Here is a 17,798-nt window from a genome sequence, read left to right as displayed (position 1 = left end):
AGGCCGGCGGTGGTGCGCTACGCCCTCGGCGCCCTTCGGCGCCGACCGGGGCGCGCCGCACTGACCTCGCTCGGCATCGGCCTCGCGGTCGGTCTGGTCGTCCTCCTGCTCGCGATCTCCGCCGGCGTGCAGACGAGCGCGACCGAGCTCGCGACCGCGAGCGGGGTCGACCTGATCGCGGCGAGCGCGAACACGACGATCACCACCGGCAGCGTGCCGCCGGTCCTCCACGCCCACAACCTCTCGCTAGAGATCCCGGCGGCCGACCCGAACGTCGCGGTCGCGAGCCCCTGGCTCGTGAGCGAGCTCGTCTTCGGGAACGCGTCACTGTTCGCCGCCGCCAACCGCAGCGACGTGCCGTCGGGCTGGAGCCCCACGGGCGCCGGGTCGGTCGGGTGGATCCCCTCGGAGAACACCGGCATCGAGACGCCGACGCTCTACAACGGCACGGGCCTGCGCTATCCGGGCGATCCGCACTACGCGAACGGCACGTACCTCGGACCGTTCACCCACGAGATCGTCCTCGACCAGGGCCTCGCGTCGGTGCTCGGCGTGGGCGTCGGGGGCCTGGTCTGGGCGGGCACCACCAGCCCGCCGAACGGTTCCGCGCTTCCGGGCTGGTACGCCGGCGCGACGCCGTTCCGGGTCGTCGGGATCTCGGGTCCGTTCTGGCTGATCCCCTCGGCCCTGCTCGCGTTCCTCTACCTCTCGGAGCTCCAGGCGATCGTCGGCGGCGGCACGCCGGGGACCGACTACGCCTCGCTCGTGCTGATCCATCTCAACGACCCCACCACCGCCGCGAGCGACCAGACGCGGCTGGAGGTCGCCTTCCCCTCGCTCACCGTGTTCACGCTGTCGGACGTGCTCGGGGCGGTCCAGTCCGTGGTCAACCTCTACCGCACCTTCGGCGTCCTGATCGGGGTCATCGGGATCGTCGTCGCGGCCCTGTTCGCGACCACGGTGCTCCAGATGTCCGTGGATGACCGCAGCCGTGAGTTCGCGCTCCTGCGGGCCGTCGGGTACCGCCGGGCCCGCGTCGGGGCGCTCGTCGCCGAGGAGAGCCTGTTGCTCGCGGTCCTCGGCTTCGCGGTCGGCCTGCCGCTCGCGGTGCTCGGGGCCGCGGAGCTCAACCGGTTCCTCCTGGGCCTGATCCCCGGCCTTCCCGTGGGCTTCTCGTTCGTGGCGTTCGATCCGACTGTCATCCTGACGGGGATCGGGCTCGTGCTCGCGATCGGCCTCGTCGCGGCGTTCCTGCCGGCCGCTCGGGCGATGGGGCTGCCGGTCGCCGAGGAGCTGCGCGCCCCATGACCGATGCCCGGCCCCGCGGCTCCCTGCGCCACGCTCGGCTGCAGCAGGCGCTCGCGATCGCGGCGATCGCCACGGCGGTCGCGCTCCCCGTGGTCCTCTTGAGCGTTGGCGGCGGCGTCTCCTCGCACGAGCTCGCCCAGCTCGAGAACGCCGGCTACCAGATCGTCGTCAGCGCGGCCGGCGAGCACGGCATCGGCGACGCGCACGCGGTCGCGGCCCGGCTCGACGGACTATCGTCGGTAACCGCCGCGTCGCCGGTGCTGAGCGTGGCGATCGACGCGTTCGGCGCGGGTACGGGCCCGACGCCGGTCCTGGCCGAGGGCGTCCTGCCGGGAGCGTTCCTCGCGACGCTCGGTCCGGCCGAGGCGGGGCTGTTCCCGCACCCGCTGCCGCTCGGCGATCCCACCGACGCGGCCCATTTCGCCGGGGGGGCCTACGACGGGCCAGCGAGCAACGACGTGCTGGTCTCGAGCCCGCTCGCGGACGCGAACCACATCTCGGTCGGCTCGACGCTCCTCCTGAGCCCGGCCGCCAACCGCAGCCTCGGCGTCGCCTACAACGTCACCGGCACGTTCGGCGTGCCCCCGACCGCGCTCGGCCCGACCGGCGCCTTCGCGGTCCTGCTCCCGCTCTCCGACCTCCAGGTGATGAGCGGACTCGGCCGCAACGCGACCGGCGCCCTGATCGACGCGGCCGACACGATCGAAGTCAGCGTCTCGGGCGCGGTCGCGACCAACCCGTCCGCGCTGGAGGGCGTGCGGGCGGAGATCCAGGCGATGGTGCCGTTCTACGGCGTCTCGTCGCTCGACCAGGAGGCTCAGCAGCTCCAGGCGGCCAGCGGCGTTCTGACCGGTTTCTACCTCGCCCTGTCGTCGATCGCCCTCACGATCGGCCTGCTGTTCCTCGCGCTCGTGCTCGTCCGCCGCGTCGAGTCGGACCGACGCTCGATCGGGATCCGCCGGGCGCTCGGGATACCGGCGGGCGCCATCGCCGGCGGCATCGCGATCGACGGGCTCGCGCTCGCCGTCAGCGGGGGGCTCGCCGGCGTGCTCGGCGGGTTCCTGATCGTGAAGGCGCTCGCCGCGTGGGGCAGCGCCGCGGTCCAGCAGGCGGCGCGCCTGGCCATCTTCGTTCCCACGACGCTCGCGCTCGTGGTGGCCGGGATCGTCGGCCTCTCGCTGCTCGCGAGCGTCGTGGCCGTTCGGGCCGCGCTGCGCGTCGACATCGCGGAGGCGCTGCGGTGAGCGCCCGCCGGCCGCCGCGGATCGAGCTCGCCGCCGTCGATCGGACCTACCGGCGCGGCCGGCCGGAGGAGGTGCGTGCCGTGCAGGGGATCGACCTCGAGCTCGCCCCCGGTGAGTTCGTCTCGGTCGAGGGGCCGAGCGGCTGTGGGAAGACGACGCTCCTCAACCTGCTCGGCCTGCTCGATGCCCCCACAAGCGGTGAGATCCGCTGGGACGGTCGAGCGGTCGGGACGCGCCCGGACCGGGAACGCGCCCGCCTGCGGCTCGAAGGTGTCGGATTCATCTTTCAGCGCTTCTACCTGCTCCCGACGTTGACCGCCCTCGAGAACGTCGAACTGCCGATCCGGGCGCTGGGCGTGCCGCGCGCCGAGCGCCGCCGCCGTGCCGGCGAGCTGCTCGGCGAGGTGGGGCTCGACGGACGGGCCCACGCGTTCCCCCACCAGCTCTCGGGCGGCGAGGAGCAGCGCGTCGCGGTGGCGCGGGCGCTCGCGAACCGGCCCGGGTTGCTATTGGCGGACGAGCCGACCGGCGAGCTCGATAGCGCGAACGCGACCGCGGTGCTCGACCTGCTCGAGCGAGTGCGGCGGAGCCGGGAGGCGACGCTCGTCCTCGTGACCCATAATCCCGAGGTCGCCGGGCGGGCGCAGCGCCACCTCACCATGCGCGACGGACGCGTGACCTCCGACGCGCGAGAGGCCTAGTCGTGGCCCGGATCGCGATCCTGCTCGACGATCGCTGCCATCCCAAGGAGTGCCAGTGGGAGTGCCAGGCCTACTGCCCGCCGGTGCGCATGGGCCAGGAGTGCATCGTCGAGGGGCCGAACGGCAGGCCGATCATCTCCGAGACCCTGTGCATCGGCTGCGGCATCTGCGTGCACAAGTGCCCGTTCGACGCGATCAAGATCCTGAACACGCCCGAGGCCGACCCGAGCGAGATCGTCCACCGGTTCGGCTACAACGGCTTCCGCATGTACCGGCTGCCGATCCCGCCGTCGCAGGGGATCACCGGACTCCTGGGACCCAACGGGACCGGTAAGTCCACGGCCCTGCGGCTGCTCGCGGGAGGACTGGTCCCGAATCTCGGCGACTACGCGGAGGCACCGGACTGGGCGAAGGTGCTCTCGCACTACCGCGGCACGGCGCTGTTCGCGCACTTCGAGCGCGTGGCCCGGGGGGAACTGAAGGCGGTCGTCAAGCCGCAGTACGTCGATGCGATCGCCGAGCAGCCGTCCAGCGTCCGGGAGTACGTCGAGGCCGGCGGCGCCGGCGGACGCGCGGCGCTGGACGCGGTCGGCCTGGGGGCCCGAGCGGACCGCCCTCTCGCCGAGCTCTCCGGCGGCGAGCTCCAGCTCGCGGCGATCGGCCGGACCCTGGCGACCGACGCCGACCTCTACCTGATCGACGAGCCGTCGAGCTACCTCGACATCGTGCACCGACTTGTCGTGGCGCGCCTGCTGCGGCGGCTCGGCGAGTCCAAGGGCGTCATCGTCGTCGAGCACGATCTCGCGCTGCTCGACTACCTCGCCGACGCGGCGCACCTGATCTACGGCACCCCGGCCGCGTTCGGCGTCGTGAGCCACCCGATCCCGATGCGGTCGGCGATCAACACGTACCTCACCGGCTACCTCAAGGACGAGAACGTGCGCTTCCGCACCGATCCCGTCCGCTTCGTCGCGCATCCTCCGAAGCCGGCGGCCCGAGCGAACGCCCTCGTCGCGTTCCCCGAGCTCGAGAAGGAGTTCCCGGGCTTCCGCCTCAGCGTCGGCGCCGGCACCCTCGGCACCGGCCAGACCGTCGGGATCGTCGGACCGAACGCGACCGGCAAGACGACGTTCGTGCGGATGCTCGCGGGCGTCGAGCCGCCGACGCGCGGGGCGCCGCCGGCGAACGTCACCGTGAGCTACAAACCCCAGTACCTGAAGGCGACGCAACCGGCGAGCCTGCGCGAGCGCCAGGTCGCGCTCGCGGCGGATCCGACGTTCGACGGGAAGCTGTTCGAGCGCGAGCTCGTGCCGGGGCTGCACCTCGACGAGATCCTGGACGTGGCGCTCCCGGATCTGTCGGGCGGGGAGCTGCAGCGGGCCGCCGTCGCGCTCGCGCTCGCGCGCACCGCGACGCTCTACCTGCTCGACGAGCCGTCGGCGTACCTCGACGCGGACGAGCGGATGGCGATGGCCCGGCTCGTCCGACGCCAGGTCGAGCGGCAGGCGGTCAGCGCTCTGGTCGTCGACCACGACGTCTACTTCCTGGACCTCGCCTGCGACGAGCTGATGGTCTTCCGCCCGGACGCGCCGGACGGGCGCGCCGGGCGCGGGGATGGACCGTTCGCCATGCGCGAGGGGATGAACCGGCTGCTCGCGGAGGTCGGCGTGACGTTCCGACGGGACGCGGAGACGCTGCGGCCCCGCATCAACCGCGAGGGCTCGGCCCTCGACCGCGAGCAGCGGGCGCGGGGAGAGTACTACTACGAAGCCGCCGCCTGAGCCGGGCGCGGGCGCGGCCGTCCCCGGCCGGCCGTTCCGGATGCACGGCCACCTCTCGGCTGCCACGATCGGTGTCTACGCGTTCGTCGTGCTGATCCTGTACTTCCTCGGCGTCCGCTCTCCGGTCGTCATGTATCCGTGGCTGATCGAGGCCGTGATCGTGCTGACCCTCGTGCTGCTCGCCCGGTACCTCTCCACGACCTACCGCATCGATCGGGCCGCGATGTCGGCCCTGCGCCTGTTCGGCTCCCGGAACGTCGCGCTGCGGGACGTGCGCCGCATCGAGATCCTGAGCTTCCGGGACCTCTCGCCGGTCGGCTTCTTCGGGGGATGGGGCTGGCGGGGCCGGATGTGGAGTCCGCGCGTCGGCGCGTTCGACGCCATCCACACCGACTCCGCCGGGGTCCTGGTGACGGCGGGAGAGATCCCGCTGTTCGTGTCGCCCCGGGACCCGGCCGCGTTTGCGCGCGAGCTCTCCCGGCGAGTGCGCTCGTACGCCGGGCCGCTCGAGGTGGATGACGGCGCGCCGGCCGCCGCGGCCCGCGCCTAGTACGTCGGCAGCGACGGGTCGATCCGCTGCGCCCAGGCGGTGATGCCGCCGGAGAGGTTGCGCACGTTCGTGAATCCGAGGTCGAGCAGCAGGCGGGTCGCCTGGGCGGAACGGCCGCCCGTCCGGCAGTAGACGACGACCCGCTGGGCGCTGGTGATCTCGTTGAGCCGGTCGGGCAGTTGCGCGCGCGGGATCAGGTGGGCCTGCGGGAGATGGACGATCTCCCACTCGTTCGGCTCGCGCACGTCGAGCAGCATCGGCGGGCTCGGGCCGGCGAGCTCGTCGCGCAGCTCCTCCGGCGAGATCTCGGGCAGGCCCGCCGATTCGCTCGTGGCGCCCGGGGCGGGGACACCGCAGAAGGCGGGGTAATCGATCAGCCCGTGCTGGGTCGCGTTCGGGGAGCAGATCACGCACGCCGGGTTCTTGCGGAGCGTGAGCTCGCGGAAGCGCATCGCGAGCGCGTCGTAGAGCAGCAGTCGGCCCACGAGCGGCTCGCCGGCGCCCAGGATCAGCTTCACCGTCTCGGTCGCCTGGATCAGGCCGATCAGCCCGGGCAGGACGCCGAGGACGCCGCCCTCCGCGCACGAGGGCACGAGGTCGGCGGGCGGGGGCTCGGCGTAGAGGCACCGGTAGCAGGGACCGGTCCGCGCATCGAACACGCTCGCCTGGCCCTCGAAGCGGTAGATCGAGCCGTAGACGTTCGGCTTACCGAGCAGGACGCAGGCGTCGTTGACGAGGTAGCGGGTCGGGAAGTTGTCGGTCCCGTCGACGATCACGTCGTACGGCGCAAGGACGTCGAGCGCGTTCTCCGCGGTGAGGCGTGCGGCGACCGGCACGATCCGGGTGCCCGGGTTGAGCGCCTCGAGGCGCTCGCGGGCGGCCTGGGTCTTGGGCCGCCCGAGGTCGTTGGTCGTGTAGAGGACCTGGCGCTGCAGGTTCGAGAGATCGACCTCGTCGAAATCGACGAGCCCGATCTCGCCGACGCCGGCCGCCGTGAGGTAGAGCGCGGTGGGCGAGCCGAGGCCGCCCGCGCCGACGAGCAGCACCTTGGCCCGCCGCAGCGCCTTCTGCCCCTCGACGCCGACCTCGGGCAGGAGGAGGTGACGGCTGTAGCGGCGCAGCTCGTCCCGGCCGAACGTGTCGGCCGGCGCGTTCGGGAGCACCGCGAGCGGGTTCGGCGCGGGCGCGCGCTGGACCGAGCTCGGTGCCCCGCCCGCGATCGCCGGGACGATCGACACGACGTCCCGGTCCTTCACCGGCGTCGCGTCCCGCTCGAGGTAGCGGACGTCCTCGTCGTTGAGGTAGACGCTGACGAAGTTGCGCAGGGCGCCGTCCGCCGTGAACAGGTGGGGCCGCAGCCCGGGGTAGGCGTTCGCGACCCCCTGCACGACCGCGCCGACCGTCGCTCCCTCCGAGGCGACCTCGGCGTGGCCGCCCGCGAACGCGCGCAGCGGCGTGGGCAGGCGGACGGTGACGCGCCCCATCGACCCTACCGGACCGACACTCCTCATAGGCTCTGCGTTACCCGCGGTCCAGTGCCGCGGGCGGGACGACCGGCACTTCGTGGAAGATGCGGGTGGCCTCGTCGAGCTCGAACGCGCCCAGGGTCGGCACCTCCTGCGCGGTGACCGAGAGGACGATGTACGTGTACCACGGGAGCGCGTGCTCCTGGTCGAACGCCGACGGGCGGGCCGGGTGGTCCGGGTGGGAGTGGTAGAAGCCGGCGACCATCCGGTCCGTACCCTCGCGCCGGCGCTCGGCCTCGAGGAGGTCCCGTGGCCGGATCATGAAGCGCCGACTTCGCTCGCCGTCGAACTCGTTGGCGGCCGGCTCGACCTCCAAGAGGCGGCGCCGCCCGGTCGGCTCGGGGGGATCGAGCGCGCCGATCAGGAAGCCGCAGCACTCCTCCGGGTAGCTCGCACGGGCATGGCGGCCCATCGCCTCGACCAGCGGCGAGGGCAGCTCGATCGCCCTCACGCGGTCGCGCCTCCGGCGAGGTGCCCGGCGTCCGGCAGCACCGTCACGATCACCGCACCCGGCGCCCGGGCGCCGACATCGAGCGCGGCGAGGACCGCGGCGCCGGACGACACCCCGACCGCGAGTCCCTCCTCGGTCGCGAGCCGCCGCTGCATCCGCTGGGCCGCCTCCGTCTCGATGCGGACGGTCTCGTCGACCACGCGCGCATCGTACGTCGACGGTCGTAGCGCGGTCGGAAGGTGCTTGAGTCCTTCCAGGCCGTGCAGCGGGCCCGACGGCTCCACTCCGATCACCCTCAGGTCCGCCCGCTTCTCCTTGAGGAATCGTCCCGCGCCCGACACCGTTCCCCCCGTCCCGACGCCGGCCACGAAATGCGTCAGGCGCCCGCGGCTCTGCTCCCAGATCTCGGGCCCCGTGCCGCGGTAGTGCGCGAGCGGGTTCGCCGGATGGTTGTACTGGTCGGGGTAGAAGTAGCGATCCGGCGCGGCCGCGGCGCGACGCTTCGCCTCCCGCTGCGCGCCATCGGTCCCCTCGGCGGGGTCGGTGAAGACCACGGTCGCGCCGTAGCGGGAGATCCGTTCGAGCCGCTCCGGGCTCACGGTGCGCGGGAGGCACAGCTCGACCGCAAAGCCGAGCCGCGCACCGAGCATCGCATAGGCGACGGCCGTGTTCCCGCTCGACGCATCGATCAGGGTCCGGCCCTCCGCCAGGGTGCCGCTCGAGAGACCCGACCGGACGATCTCGAGCGCCGCGCGATCTTTGACCGAGCCGCTCGGGTTGAGGAACTCGGCCTTCCCCCACAGCTCGAACTGGCCGAGACACGGCTCGGGCAGTCGCGCGAGCGGAACGAGCGGCGTGCCGCCGACCGCGCCGAGGAGGGGGTCGTCGGGGTCCGGTCCTCGGGGTCGCAGCGCGGACGCCGATCCGCTCAGCGGAGCTGGATCAGATGCGTACAGCGCATCCCCCCGCGACCGATCGAGTCCTCGAGGTCGACCCCGACCTCGCCGAGGAGCGCCTCGGTGAGGTTCTTGTCGAACACGTCGCAGAGGAGGTAGGGATGCGTGAGCGCGCTGTGGCGGAAGATGCAGTTGGCGCGCACGATCCTCAGGTGGCCGTCCGCGCTGCGCTCGGTCGAGGAGCGGAAGCCGAGGTGGTTGAGGGCCGCGACCAGATGGCGCGCCTTCTCCTCGGTCGAACCGCCCTTCGGAATCTCCTTGGCGATCTGGCCGGCCATCCGGCGAGCCGCCTCCGCGAAGAGGGCGCTCACGAACCCTTCGCCCTCGCGGGCGAGCAGCTCGTCGACCACGCTGTCGAGGATCAGGTCGTACTTCTTCGGGAACAGGTCCTGGCCCTGGTCGGTGAGCAGGTAGCGCTTGCGAGGGCGACCGACCCCCTCCCGCCGGAAGGAGGGGACCACGAGCCCCTTGTCCTCCATCCGCTCGAGATGCCCTCGGGCGGCGCTCTCCTGGATCCCGAGCTTCTTGGCGAGGTCGCGCGCGGTCCGGGGGGCGGAGGCGAGCTCCTCCAGGATCCGGCCCCGCGTCCCTTCTAGCGTGCCGCTCGCGGAGGCGCTCATCGGATCCGATCCGAACGCCGGCGGGCGTCCCGACGGGGTTCGGGATTTACACACCGCGCCATGCTTAAATAACGGTATCGGCTCGTTCTCCCTCGGAGCATGACGGAACCCGTGGGCCCCCATCACACGCTGGTCGTAGAAAACCTTCACGCCGAGGTCGCCGGCAAGGAGATTCTCAAGGGTGTCACGCTGAGCCTCCGCTCGGGCGAGCTGTCGGCCCTGATGGGCCCGAACGGCTCGGGCAAAAGCACGCTCGCCTACGCCCTCATGGGACACCCCAAGTACAAAGTGACGCAGGGGACCGCCCGGCTCGATGGCAAGGACCTCCTCGCGTTGCCCGTCGACCAGCGTTCCAAGGCGGGGCTCTTTCTTGGGTTCCAGTACCCGCAGGAGGTCTCCGGGCTATCGTTGTCGAAGTTCCTCTGGACGACCTACTCGATGCGGCACGCCGACGCGTCGAGCACGATGTCCCAGTACGATGCGGACCTCAAGACCCACCTCGACTACCTCGGGATGGATCCGGCCCTGCTGAAGCGCTCCCTCAACGAGGGGTTCTCGGGGGGCGAGAAGAAGCGCGTCGAGGTGCTGCAGATGGCGACGCTGGATCCGCGCTTCGCGGTCCTCGACGAGCCGGACTCCGGACTCGACATCGACGCCGTGCGCGCGGTGGGGGAGACCGTCGCGAAGTTGCGCCGGCCGGACGCCGGTATCCTCGTGATCACCCACTACCAGCGGATTCTGCAGTTCCTCCATCCCGACAGCGTGCACGTGATGGTCGATGGCGTCATCGCCCTCTCCGGCGGCCAGAAGCTCGCGCAGGAGCTCGAGGCGAAGGGGTACGACTGGGTGAAGGTCGGCCTCGTCGGCGCCGCGTAGCCGTCGCGAGCGTTCCTGGGCTCCTACGGTCATGGACGTCGATCGGATCCGGGCGGACTTCCCGATCCTGCGGAGGACGGTCAACGGCCGGCCCCTCGTCTACCTCGACTCGGCGGCGACCTCCCAGAAGCCGCAGTGTGTGCTGGACGCCGAGGACCGCTTCTACGCGGAGCACAACTCGAACGTGCACCGCGGGGTCTACGCCCTGAGCGTCGAGGCGACCGACGCCTACGAGGCCGCGCGGGACCGCGTCCGACGGTTCCTCCGCGCGAAGGACGCCGACGAGGTCGTGTTCGTACGAGGCACCACGGAGGCGCTGAACGTCGCTGCGGCGAGCCTCGGGCGGCTCGTGCTGCAGCGGGGCGATCGGGTCGTGACCACCGTGATGGAGCACCACTCCAACATCGTGCCGTGGCACCTGCTGCGCGAACAGAAGGGCATCGACCTGGAGTTCGTGGACGTGGACGACGCCGGCCGGCTCCGGCTCGACCAGCTCGACCGGCTGCTGGACCGTCGCACGAAGGTCGTGGCGGTCACGCACGCCTCGAACGTCCTCGGCACCGTGAACCCGGTCCGGGAGATCGCCGACCGGGCGCATGCGGTGGGCGCCGTCGTTGTGGTCGACGCGGCGCAGTCGGCCCCGCACCGAGCCCTGGACGTCGGCGCGCTCGGGGCGGACCTGCTGGCCTTCTCCGGCCACAAGGTCCTCGGACCGATGGGCATCGGCGTGCTCTGGGGACGCCGGGAACTGCTCGCGCGGATGCCGCCGACCGCCGGGGGCGGGGAGATGATCAGCGAGGTGCACCAGGACAGGGTCGGCTACCGCGAGCCGCCGGGCCGCTTCGAAGCCGGCACCCCGAACGTCGCCGGGGCGATCGGCCTCGCCGCGGCGCTCGACTATCTCGAGGCGGCCGGCTGGCAGGACCTCGCGGCCCACGAGCGTCGGCTCTTCGAGCGCGCGGTCGCCGGGCTCGAGTCGCGTCTCGGGGACCGGGTCCGCGTCTACGGTCCCGAGGCGTCCGAGGAGCGCCAGGGCGTCCTGTCGTTCTCGATGCGGGGCGCCCATCCCCACGACGTGGCCCAGCTGCTCGACGGCGAAGGCATCGAGGTCCGCGCGGGGCACCACTGCTGCCAGCCGCTGATGGAGCGCCTGAACGTTCCCGCCCTCACGCGTGCGAGCCCCTACCTGTACAACACCGAGACCGAGATCGACCGCCTCGTCGACGGCCTGGTCCGGGTGGCGGGAGTCTTCGCCTAGTGGCGGTCGAGCGAGCCCCACGCGCTCCGACGGTGGGTGTAGCGTCCGTGCCGAAAATCGTCACCGGCCGTCACCGGTCTTCGAGGAGAACCGCCCTGTCGCCGCCGTCGCGACCTCTCATTTAAATACGCCGGGGTGCTCGAATTGCCCGAGGGGCTCATGGCGCAAACGGCGCAGGAGATCACGCCGCTCGACTACACGCGTTACGATTTCAAGAATCCCGAGACGTACCGCCTTCGGATCGCGAAGGGGTTGTCTCGCGAGGTCGTAGAGCAGATCTCCGATTTCAAGAAGGAACCCGACTGGATGCGGGAGTACCGCCTCCGGGCGTACGCCCACTTCGTCGAGCGACCGATGCCCGACTGGGGGCCCGACCTCAGCGACATCGACTTCGACGCGTACACGTACTACGCGAATCCGCTGCTCGAGGGCGAGACCAAGCGCAGCTGGGACGACCTTCCCGCCGACATCAAGAACACGTTCGAAAAGCTCGGGATCCCGAAGGCCGAACGCGAGTACTTCGGCGGCGTCGGCGCGCAGTACGACAGCGGCACGATGTACCACAAGCTCCGCGAGGACCTCGCGGCGCAGGGCATCATCTTCTGCGACACGGACTCGGCCGTCCGCGAGCATCCGGACCTCGTCCGGAAGTACTTCGGTCGGATCGTCCCGTACAACGACAACAAGTTCGCCGCCCTCAATAGCGCGGTATGGTCCGGCGGAAGCTTCGTCTACATCCCGCCGAACGTCGACTGCAAGATCCCGCTCCAGGCGTACTTCCGGATTAACGCTAAGAACGTGGGTCAGTTTGAACGGACACTGATCATCGGTGACAAAGGCTCGAAAGTGCATTACCTTGAGGGCTGCCTTCCGGTCGGCGAGGAGGTCCTTGTCGGCGACGAGCTCACGCCGATCGAGCAGATCTCCGCGGGGCAGCCGGTTCTCAACAGCGACGGCGCAGAGACCACGGTCGAGAAGACGATGGTCCGACCGTTCGATGGCGAGCTGATCGGCGTCACTCCGGTCTCGGTCGGGAACGCGTTCCAGTTGACCCCGGAGCATCCGGTTCTCTGCGTCCCCCGGCGCAAGGTCAGCGTCTGCCGGCGGACGAACCGGGCGCTCTCGGACGTCGACCCGCGGCGTCTGGAGGCGGCTCAGCCCGAGTTCGTGCCGGCCGGCAAGCTCGTTCCGGGCGACTTCGTCCACTACCCGATCAACCGGACCGAGCACGACGACCCCCGGTTCAGCCCCGCGGCCTTGTCACTGCTCGGCTACTACCTCGCCGAAGGGTGCGCTCAGCAGATCAACGGGTGCGACGCGGTCACGTTCACCTTCCACCGCGACGAGCGGGAGTACGTCGCGGAGGTCTCCGCAGCGATCCGGGAGCTCACGGGCGAGCAGGCGTGGAGCTATCCCGAACCGAAGAAGCACGCCGCGACCGTGGGCGTCTACTCTCGGGAGCTCTACAGCTTCTGCGTCGAGCACGCCGGCAAGAACGCCGGTGAGAAGCGTCTCAGCAAGGCCGTGATGGAGCTGCCGCCGGCGAAGCAGCGCATTCTCCTCGAGAAGTACTACAACGGCGACGGTAACGTCTACCAGCGGAGCGGGACCGTGCACCGTGTCATGACGATCTCCCGGCAGGTCGCGTTCCAAGTTCAGGAGCTGCAGGCGCGCCAGGGGGTATTCGCGACGATCAACGTTCGCGAGCCGTTCGACGAGACGATGAAGAGCGGCCGCAAGGTCCACCACCGGAAGACGTACATCGTCTACCACCAGGTCGGAAAGCGGGCGCACGCCGTGCGGCGCGCCGGGAACGCGTTCCTCGTCCCGATCCGGAAGATCCGGCGGACCCCGTACCGCGGGAACGTCCACAACTTCCACGTGGTGGGCTCGAACAACACCTACCTCGTCAAGGGATTCTCGGTACACAACTGCACGGCGCCCGTCTACTCCACCGACTCGCTGCACGCGGCGGTCGTTGAGGTGGTCGCCGAGCCGTACGCGAAGCTACGGTACACGACGATCCAGAACTGGTCGAAGAACGTCTACAACCTGGTCACGAAGCGGGCGGTCGGTTACGAGAGCTCGCTGGTCGAGTGGGTCGACGGCAACATGGGCTCGAAGGTGACGATGAAGTACCCGTCGGTCTACCTGCGCGGCCGCGGCGCGCGCGCCGACATCCTGTCGGTCGCCTTCGCGAGCGAGGGCCAGATCATCGACTCGGGCGCCAAGGCGGTCCACTCCGCCCCCGACACCTCGAGCAAGATCATCGCGAAGTCGATCGCGATCCGCGGCGGCCAGACGAGCTACCGCGGCCTCCTCCACGTCGCCCCGGGCGCGACCGGCGTCAAGGCGGCGGTGCGGTGCGACGCCCTCCTGCCCGACGAGCTGGGCCGCTCCGACACCTACCCGTACAACGAGATCCACGAGGAGGACGCGACCATCACCCACGAGGCCGTCGTCGGGAAGATCGGGGAGGAGCAGATCTTCTACCTGATGAGCCGGGGGCTCAACGAGTCCGACGCGATCCACCTGATCCTGATGGGCTTCCTGGCCGAGTTCGCGAAGGAGCTCCCGGTCGACTACGCGCTGGAGCTCAACCGGCTGATCCAGCTCGAGATGACCGGCGCGGTCGGGTAGCCGCGCCCATCCGAAGCGCGTTCGCGCTCGGTCGACGCCTCAGCGCAGCTTGGTGTCGAACCGCCACTCGGGCGTGGCCTCGGTCCCGCGGACATCGAGCGCGGGGAGCGCCGGGAACGCCTCGGGCCCCCAGGAGATCGGGCGGCCGTCCCAGCGGGCGGCGAGCGCCGGATACATCAGGTCTCGCAGTCCCGCCACGGGCGCGCGCTCGAGGACGTAGGAGAGGTAGCCCTCCCCGATGGCCCGGATCGACTCGGCCTCGGTCAGGCCCCGCGACTCGAGATAGAAGACCCGCTCGGGATCGACCGGTGCGACCGAGGTCGAGTGCGTGGCCTTGACGTCCCGGCAGAGGATCTCGAGGATCGGGATCGTGTCGGAGCGCGCGCCCTTCGACAGCAGCATCGCGTGCTCGGAGATGAAGCTCACCGTCTTGCGGGCCTCGTGCTCGATCCGCACGAGGCCCCGGCTCATCCCTCGTGCCTCGTCGCGGAAGACCCCGCGCGTAATCGATTGGCCGTGCGTGTCGGTCGCCACGTGGGTGAGGTTCACGGAGCTGTCGAACGCCTGCTGCTGCGCGCCGAAGAACAACTGGAGGTCGTCGACGACGGACGCCCGCCCGGTCAGCGACGTCTCGTTGCGGCTCTTGGTGCGAAAGCCGCCGAGACCGGTCCAGATCCAGGCGAGCCGGCTCTCGGGCCCGGTCGTCGCCGAGCGACGGTAGATCGACACGGTCGCGAGATCGGGCGCGTGCACGCCCAGGTAGACGGCCTTGGAGCGCGCCCCCTGATCGACGTGCGTCGTCGACGCGTAGAGCCGCTGATGCTCGACCGCGCCGGGCATGGCGAAGACCTCCTCGCTGACCAGCAGCTGCGTCCCCGCGCCGGCGTGGATCGCGCGCCGAACCGACAGCGCCTGCCGCCCCGCGGAGAGGACGGTGAGGTCCTGGACGCGGACCGGCTCGGTCCGTCCCTCGGGGACCTCGAGGGCGTAGCCGCGGTTGACGAGCGCCGTCGCGAGCGCGCTCAGCCGGTCGGTGGGCTCCTCCCCGCCGCGCTGGAGCGCCCGTGCCGCCCCGTCGGCGCCGGCCCACGCCTCCGTGAGCGACACGACGCGCACGCCGGCGTCGAGTAGCTCTCCCGGCACCTGGACGCGCGTGCCGCTCGCGTCGTGCACGATCCGGACGGAGCCGGGCAGGGCGTGCGGCAGCGGGACCGGCGGGGCGGAGGCGAGCGGATCGATGCCGGTGAGGTCCACGTTCGTGAAGTACCCGTATCCCCGGTAGAGCGGGTTCGGCTCCAGCGGCAGGCGCAGGAATCGCTCGTACGCCTCGAGGCGTGTGGCGCGGAACTCCGGCGGGTCCCCGAGCGCATCCGAGAGGCCCCGGACCTCGTCCGCCGACAGCCAGGCCTCGTAGCGCGGTGCTCCGGCGGCCATTCAATTTACACACTCGGGTGTGGTTATAAGGTGTACTCTGCCGAGCACGCCGATCCGGCGTACCGGCCGCCCGGCGGAAGGGCTCCGGCGCCCCACTGGCGCCGGGGTGCGCGCCGATTTATACCGTGCGCCGCCTCGACGCATCCGGGGCAGCGATGGCCTACGACATGTACCAGGAGGTGATCCTCCAGCACTATCGCTCGCCGAAGAACTACGGACCGCTCGAGGGAGCGGACCGGGTGGGGGACGAGTCGAACCCGCTCTGCGGGGACCATATCACGATGCGGCTGAAGCTCGCGCCGGGCTCGGAAAGGATCCAGGAGGTCCGCTTCCAGGGCGACGGCTGCGCGATCAGCATGGCGAGCGCGTCGATGCTCACCGAGCGCGTGGGTGGCCTCTCGCTGGAGGAAGCGGGGCACCTGACCCGCGACGACGTCCTGCGTAGTCTCGGCATCCCGCTCTCGCCGGTCCGAGTGAAGTGCGCGCTGACCGGATTCGTCGCGTTGGGGAGGGCCCTCCACCCCGAGCTGGCCCGGGCGGGCCCCCCGGCCGGCGCCCCGTGAGCCGGTGCGGGCGTCCGGGGGCGTTTTTAATAGGCCGGCGCGATGAATCGGCCGAGGGCGGCCGCTACGCCGGCCGTTCGCCAGCTTGGTCGAGATCGATCCCGACATCTGCGTCCTCTGTGGCCTGTGCACGGGGGTCTGCCCACCGGACGCGATGCGGCTGACCGCGACGCGACTCGAGGTGCTCTCGAACTGCACCGACTGCGGCTGGTGCGTTCCCTACTGCCCGGTCGGCGCGATCTCGGGAGGCCGCACGATCGTGCGGCGGCGGAGGCTCGATGACTGACGCGTCCGCGGCGACGCTCGCACGCGCCCCCCGGGTGCTGCTCGTGGACCCGTACGTCGCGCGCGACGATCCGATGGAGCGCAAGTTCGTCGAGCTGTACCCGTCGCTCGGTCTGCTCACCCTGGGTGCCTACCTGCGCGACCATGGCCTCGAGGTCGCCATGGTCGACCTCACCTTCGAGCGAGATGCGCGTGCGGTCGTGGCGCGCCTGCGCTCGTTCCGGCCGGACGTGGTGGGCGTCCACACCAAGACCCTCACTCGTGACCGGGCGATCGAGATCGCCCAGATGGCACGACGCGAAGGTGCGTTCGCGGTCGCCGGCGGCCCGGATGCCGCCACGCGCCCGGCCGACTACCTCGCGGCCGGCTTCGACGCGGTCGCTCCCGGCGAGGGCGAAGGCGTTCTCGTGGACCTCGCGCGCCGGGTCGCGTCCGGCGAGGATCCGTCCGGGATCGCCGGGCTCGCGGTGCGGCGCGAGGGCCGGCTGGTGCGCGGACCCGCCCGCCCGTTCCTCCCCGACCTCGATGCGCTGCCACTGCCCGCCTGGGACCTGGTCGACATGGAGGCGTATCTGGGTCGGTGGCAGCGCTCGAGCGGCGAGCGCCGCGCGGCGGTCCTGACCTCGCGGGGCTGTCCGTTCGACTGCTCCTGGTGCTCCAAGCCGACCTTTGGCCGGACGTTCCGGCAGCAATCGCCCGAGCGGGTCGTCGCGGAGCTGCGCGCGCTCCAAGAGCGCTATCGCGTGGACTATGTCCGCTTCTGCGACGACGTCTTCGGCATCTCGAGGCCGTGGATCGACCGGCTCCTGCACCTGCTCGAGGAGGAGCGACTCCACCTGGCCTGGGAGTGCCTCGCGCGGGTCGACCTGCTCAAGCCGGATCTCCTGCACCGGATGCGGGCCGCGGGCCTCGCGCGCGTCTACGTCGGCGTCGAGTCCGGCAGCCAGAAGATGCTGGACCTGATGAACCGCGGCACCCGGCTCGCCCAGGTCGAGCGCACGGCGGAAGCGCTGCGGCGGGAGGGGATCCGCCAGTTCTGGTTCCTGATGCTCGGCTACCCCGGCGAGACGCTCGAGGACATCGAGGCGACGCTCCGTCTGTTCCGCCGGTTCAGCCCCGAGGAGTACTCGGTCTCTATCGCCGTGCCGGTACCGGGCACGCGCTTCCACGACGCGGTTCGCGACCGGCTGACCGGTCGACGCCGCCCGACCCGCGGTAGCGGCGGCCGGACCCTTCTCTACGAGGCGGCGTATCCCGAGACGCTCTACCGGTGGGAGCAGGCCCGCTTCGGGCTCGAGAGCGCGCTCGGGCGCGCCCGCGGGCGTATCTCCCCGCGGGTGGTGGAACGGATCGGGCACGTGGCCGATCGGTTCCACGAGAAGGTCGCGACCCCCCTACTGACGGGCGAGCGCGCGTCCGGTCGTCGGTCGACGAAGCCCGCGGGCTAGCCGCGCGCCGTGCGGCCATGGACCGGGCACGGTCGGTGAAGGCGGCAGAGCCGGCATTTCTCCGGGGGCACGGGCGGGATCGGCTTCTGCATGCGCCCGTACTTGCGGCGCGGCATCGCGAGGGTCCCGTCCGCAACCCAAGGCCCCTCTTCATGGT

At 71.2% G+C, this 17,798-nt stretch carries 16 protein-coding genes; 11 read left to right on the top strand and 5 right to left on the bottom strand.

Features of this window, described 5'->3' with window-relative positions; genetic code table 11:
- Positions 1-9 precede the first annotated feature (9 nt).
- Genes VEL82_02160 through VEL82_02140 form a run of 5 tightly spaced genes read left to right on the top strand, consistent with a single transcriptional unit; the run spans position 10 to position 5,584 of the window.
- Positions 10-1,308 (top strand): ABC transporter permease, encoded by a 1,299-nt coding sequence (locus tag VEL82_02160; protein ID HXW66674.1) that lies wholly within the window; start codon positions 10-12, stop codon positions 1,306-1,308.
- Positions 1,305-2,552 (top strand): ABC transporter permease, encoded by a 1,248-nt coding sequence (locus VEL82_02155; protein ID HXW66673.1) that lies wholly within the window; start codon positions 1,305-1,307, stop codon positions 2,550-2,552. The genes VEL82_02160 and VEL82_02155 overlap by 4 nt, the downstream gene beginning before the upstream one ends.
- Complete coding sequence (locus tag VEL82_02150; protein ID HXW66672.1) at positions 2,549-3,253, top strand: ABC transporter ATP-binding protein; 705 nt, start codon at positions 2,549-2,551, stop codon at positions 3,251-3,253. Before VEL82_02155 ends, VEL82_02150 begins: the two co-directional genes overlap by 4 nt.
- A 2-nt stretch (positions 3,254-3,255) precedes the next feature.
- Entirely contained in the window at positions 3,256-5,034 is a 1,779-nt protein-coding gene (locus VEL82_02145; GenBank protein HXW66671.1) for a ribosome biogenesis/translation initiation ATPase RLI, read from the top strand.
- Positions 5,035-5,074: 40 nt separating this feature from the next.
- Entirely contained in the window at positions 5,075-5,584 is a 510-nt protein-coding gene (locus tag VEL82_02140) for a hypothetical protein (GenBank protein ID HXW66670.1), read from the top strand.
- On the opposite strand, the gene moeB is transcribed toward VEL82_02140, so the two are convergent.
- The 4 genes from moeB to VEL82_02120 are packed head-to-tail and all read right to left on the bottom strand — an operon-like array spanning position 5,581 to position 9,137.
- Positions 5,581-7,068, bottom strand: a complete 1,488-nt coding sequence (moeB, locus tag VEL82_02135; GenBank protein ID HXW66669.1) for a molybdopterin-synthase adenylyltransferase MoeB — start codon at positions 7,066-7,068, stop codon at positions 5,581-5,583. The two genes, VEL82_02140 and moeB, sit on opposite strands and share 4 nt — an antisense overlap.
- Positions 7,069-7,105: 37 nt before the next feature.
- A complete protein-coding gene (locus VEL82_02130) occupies positions 7,106-7,561 on the bottom strand; it encodes a M67 family metallopeptidase (protein ID HXW66668.1) in 456 nt (151 codons plus the stop codon).
- A complete protein-coding gene (locus tag VEL82_02125; GenBank protein HXW66667.1) occupies positions 7,558-8,472 on the bottom strand; it encodes a PLP-dependent cysteine synthase family protein in 915 nt (304 codons plus the stop codon). The genes VEL82_02130 and VEL82_02125 overlap by 4 nt, the downstream gene beginning before the upstream one ends.
- 17 nt (positions 8,473-8,489) lie before the next feature.
- The gene (locus VEL82_02120) at positions 8,490-9,137 is read right to left on the bottom strand and encodes an ArsR family transcriptional regulator (protein ID HXW66666.1); all 648 of its coding nucleotides are present in this window, start codon (positions 9,135-9,137) and stop codon (positions 8,490-8,492) included.
- Between the two features lie 99 nt (positions 9,138-9,236).
- Here VEL82_02120 and sufC point away from each other — a divergent pair, with 99 nt between their 5' ends.
- The 3 genes from sufC (at position 9,237) to VEL82_02105 (ending at position 13,911) form a co-directional block, all read left to right on the top strand.
- Positions 9,237-10,013, top strand: a complete 777-nt coding sequence (gene sufC / locus VEL82_02115; protein ID HXW66665.1) for a Fe-S cluster assembly ATPase SufC — start codon at positions 9,237-9,239, stop codon at positions 10,011-10,013.
- Between the two features lie 31 nt (positions 10,014-10,044).
- Positions 10,045-11,271 (top strand): SufS family cysteine desulfurase, encoded by a 1,227-nt coding sequence (locus VEL82_02110; GenBank protein ID HXW66664.1) that lies wholly within the window; start codon positions 10,045-10,047, stop codon positions 11,269-11,271.
- Positions 11,272-11,430: 159 nt separating this feature from the next.
- Positions 11,431-13,911, top strand: a complete 2,481-nt coding sequence (locus tag VEL82_02105) for a SufD family Fe-S cluster assembly protein (protein HXW66663.1) — start codon at positions 11,431-11,433, stop codon at positions 13,909-13,911.
- 39 nt (positions 13,912-13,950) lie between these two features.
- Here the strand turns inward: VEL82_02105 and VEL82_02100 are convergent, their stop codons facing one another.
- Positions 13,951-15,345 (bottom strand): SufD family Fe-S cluster assembly protein, encoded by a 1,395-nt coding sequence (locus VEL82_02100; protein ID HXW66662.1) that lies wholly within the window; start codon positions 15,343-15,345, stop codon positions 13,951-13,953.
- Between the two features lie 155 nt (positions 15,346-15,500).
- Between VEL82_02100 and VEL82_02095 the strand changes: the two genes are divergently transcribed.
- The 3 genes from VEL82_02095 to VEL82_02085 all read left to right on the top strand — a co-directional run bounded on the left by VEL82_02095 (position 15,501) and on the right by VEL82_02085 (position 17,641).
- Positions 15,501-15,908 carry an SUF system NifU family Fe-S cluster assembly protein gene (locus VEL82_02095; protein HXW66661.1) on the top strand — a complete coding sequence of 136 codons (408 nt, stop codon included), beginning with the start codon at positions 15,501-15,503 and terminating at the stop codon, positions 15,906-15,908.
- 85 nt (positions 15,909-15,993) lie between these two features.
- Positions 15,994-16,194, top strand: a complete 201-nt coding sequence (locus VEL82_02090; protein HXW66660.1) for a 4Fe-4S binding protein — start codon at positions 15,994-15,996, stop codon at positions 16,192-16,194.
- The gene (locus tag VEL82_02085; GenBank protein ID HXW66659.1) at positions 16,187-17,641 is read left to right on the top strand and encodes a radical SAM protein; all 1,455 of its coding nucleotides are present in this window, start codon (positions 16,187-16,189) and stop codon (positions 17,639-17,641) included. The genes VEL82_02090 and VEL82_02085 overlap by 8 nt, the downstream gene beginning before the upstream one ends.
- The last annotated feature ends 157 nt before the right edge of the window (positions 17,642-17,798 follow it).

The organism is Thermoplasmata archaeon, from assembly GCA_035622275.1.
In the GTDB taxonomy this organism is placed as follows: domain Archaea; phylum Thermoplasmatota; class Thermoplasmata; order Lutacidiplasmatales; family UBA184; genus Lutacidiplasma.
The sequence above is the reverse complement of the archived record's forward strand: the minus strand, read 5'-3'. Positions and strand labels throughout refer to the sequence as shown.

What these genes read in the sequence shown, in the direction of transcription:
- moeB (HXW66669.1), bottom strand. Translation starts at nt 7,068, where the DNA reads ATGGGGCGCGTCACCGTCCGCCTGCCCACGCCGCTGCGCGCGTTCGCG.
- sufC (HXW66665.1), top strand. Translation starts at nt 9,237, where the DNA reads ATGACGGAACCCGTGGGCCCCCATCACACGCTGGTCGTAGAAAACCTT.
- VEL82_02120 (HXW66666.1), bottom strand. Translation starts at nt 9,137, where the DNA reads ATGAGCGCCTCCGCGAGCGGCACGCTAGAAGGGACGCGGGGCCGGATC.
- VEL82_02110 (HXW66664.1), top strand. Translation starts at nt 10,045, where the DNA reads ATGGACGTCGATCGGATCCGGGCGGACTTCCCGATCCTGCGGAGGACG.
- VEL82_02155 (HXW66673.1), top strand. Translation starts at nt 1,305, where the DNA reads ATGACCGATGCCCGGCCCCGCGGCTCCCTGCGCCACGCTCGGCTGCAG.
- VEL82_02085 (HXW66659.1), top strand. Translation starts at nt 16,187, where the DNA reads ATGACTGACGCGTCCGCGGCGACGCTCGCACGCGCCCCCCGGGTGCTG.
- VEL82_02100 (HXW66662.1), bottom strand. Translation starts at nt 15,345, where the DNA reads ATGGCCGCCGGAGCACCGCGCTACGAGGCCTGGCTGTCGGCGGACGAG.
- VEL82_02140 (HXW66670.1), top strand. Translation starts at nt 5,075, where the DNA reads ATGCACGGCCACCTCTCGGCTGCCACGATCGGTGTCTACGCGTTCGTC.
- VEL82_02095 (HXW66661.1), top strand. Translation starts at nt 15,501, where the DNA reads ATGGCCTACGACATGTACCAGGAGGTGATCCTCCAGCACTATCGCTCG.
- VEL82_02105 (HXW66663.1), top strand. Translation starts at nt 11,431, where the DNA reads ATGGCGCAAACGGCGCAGGAGATCACGCCGCTCGACTACACGCGTTAC.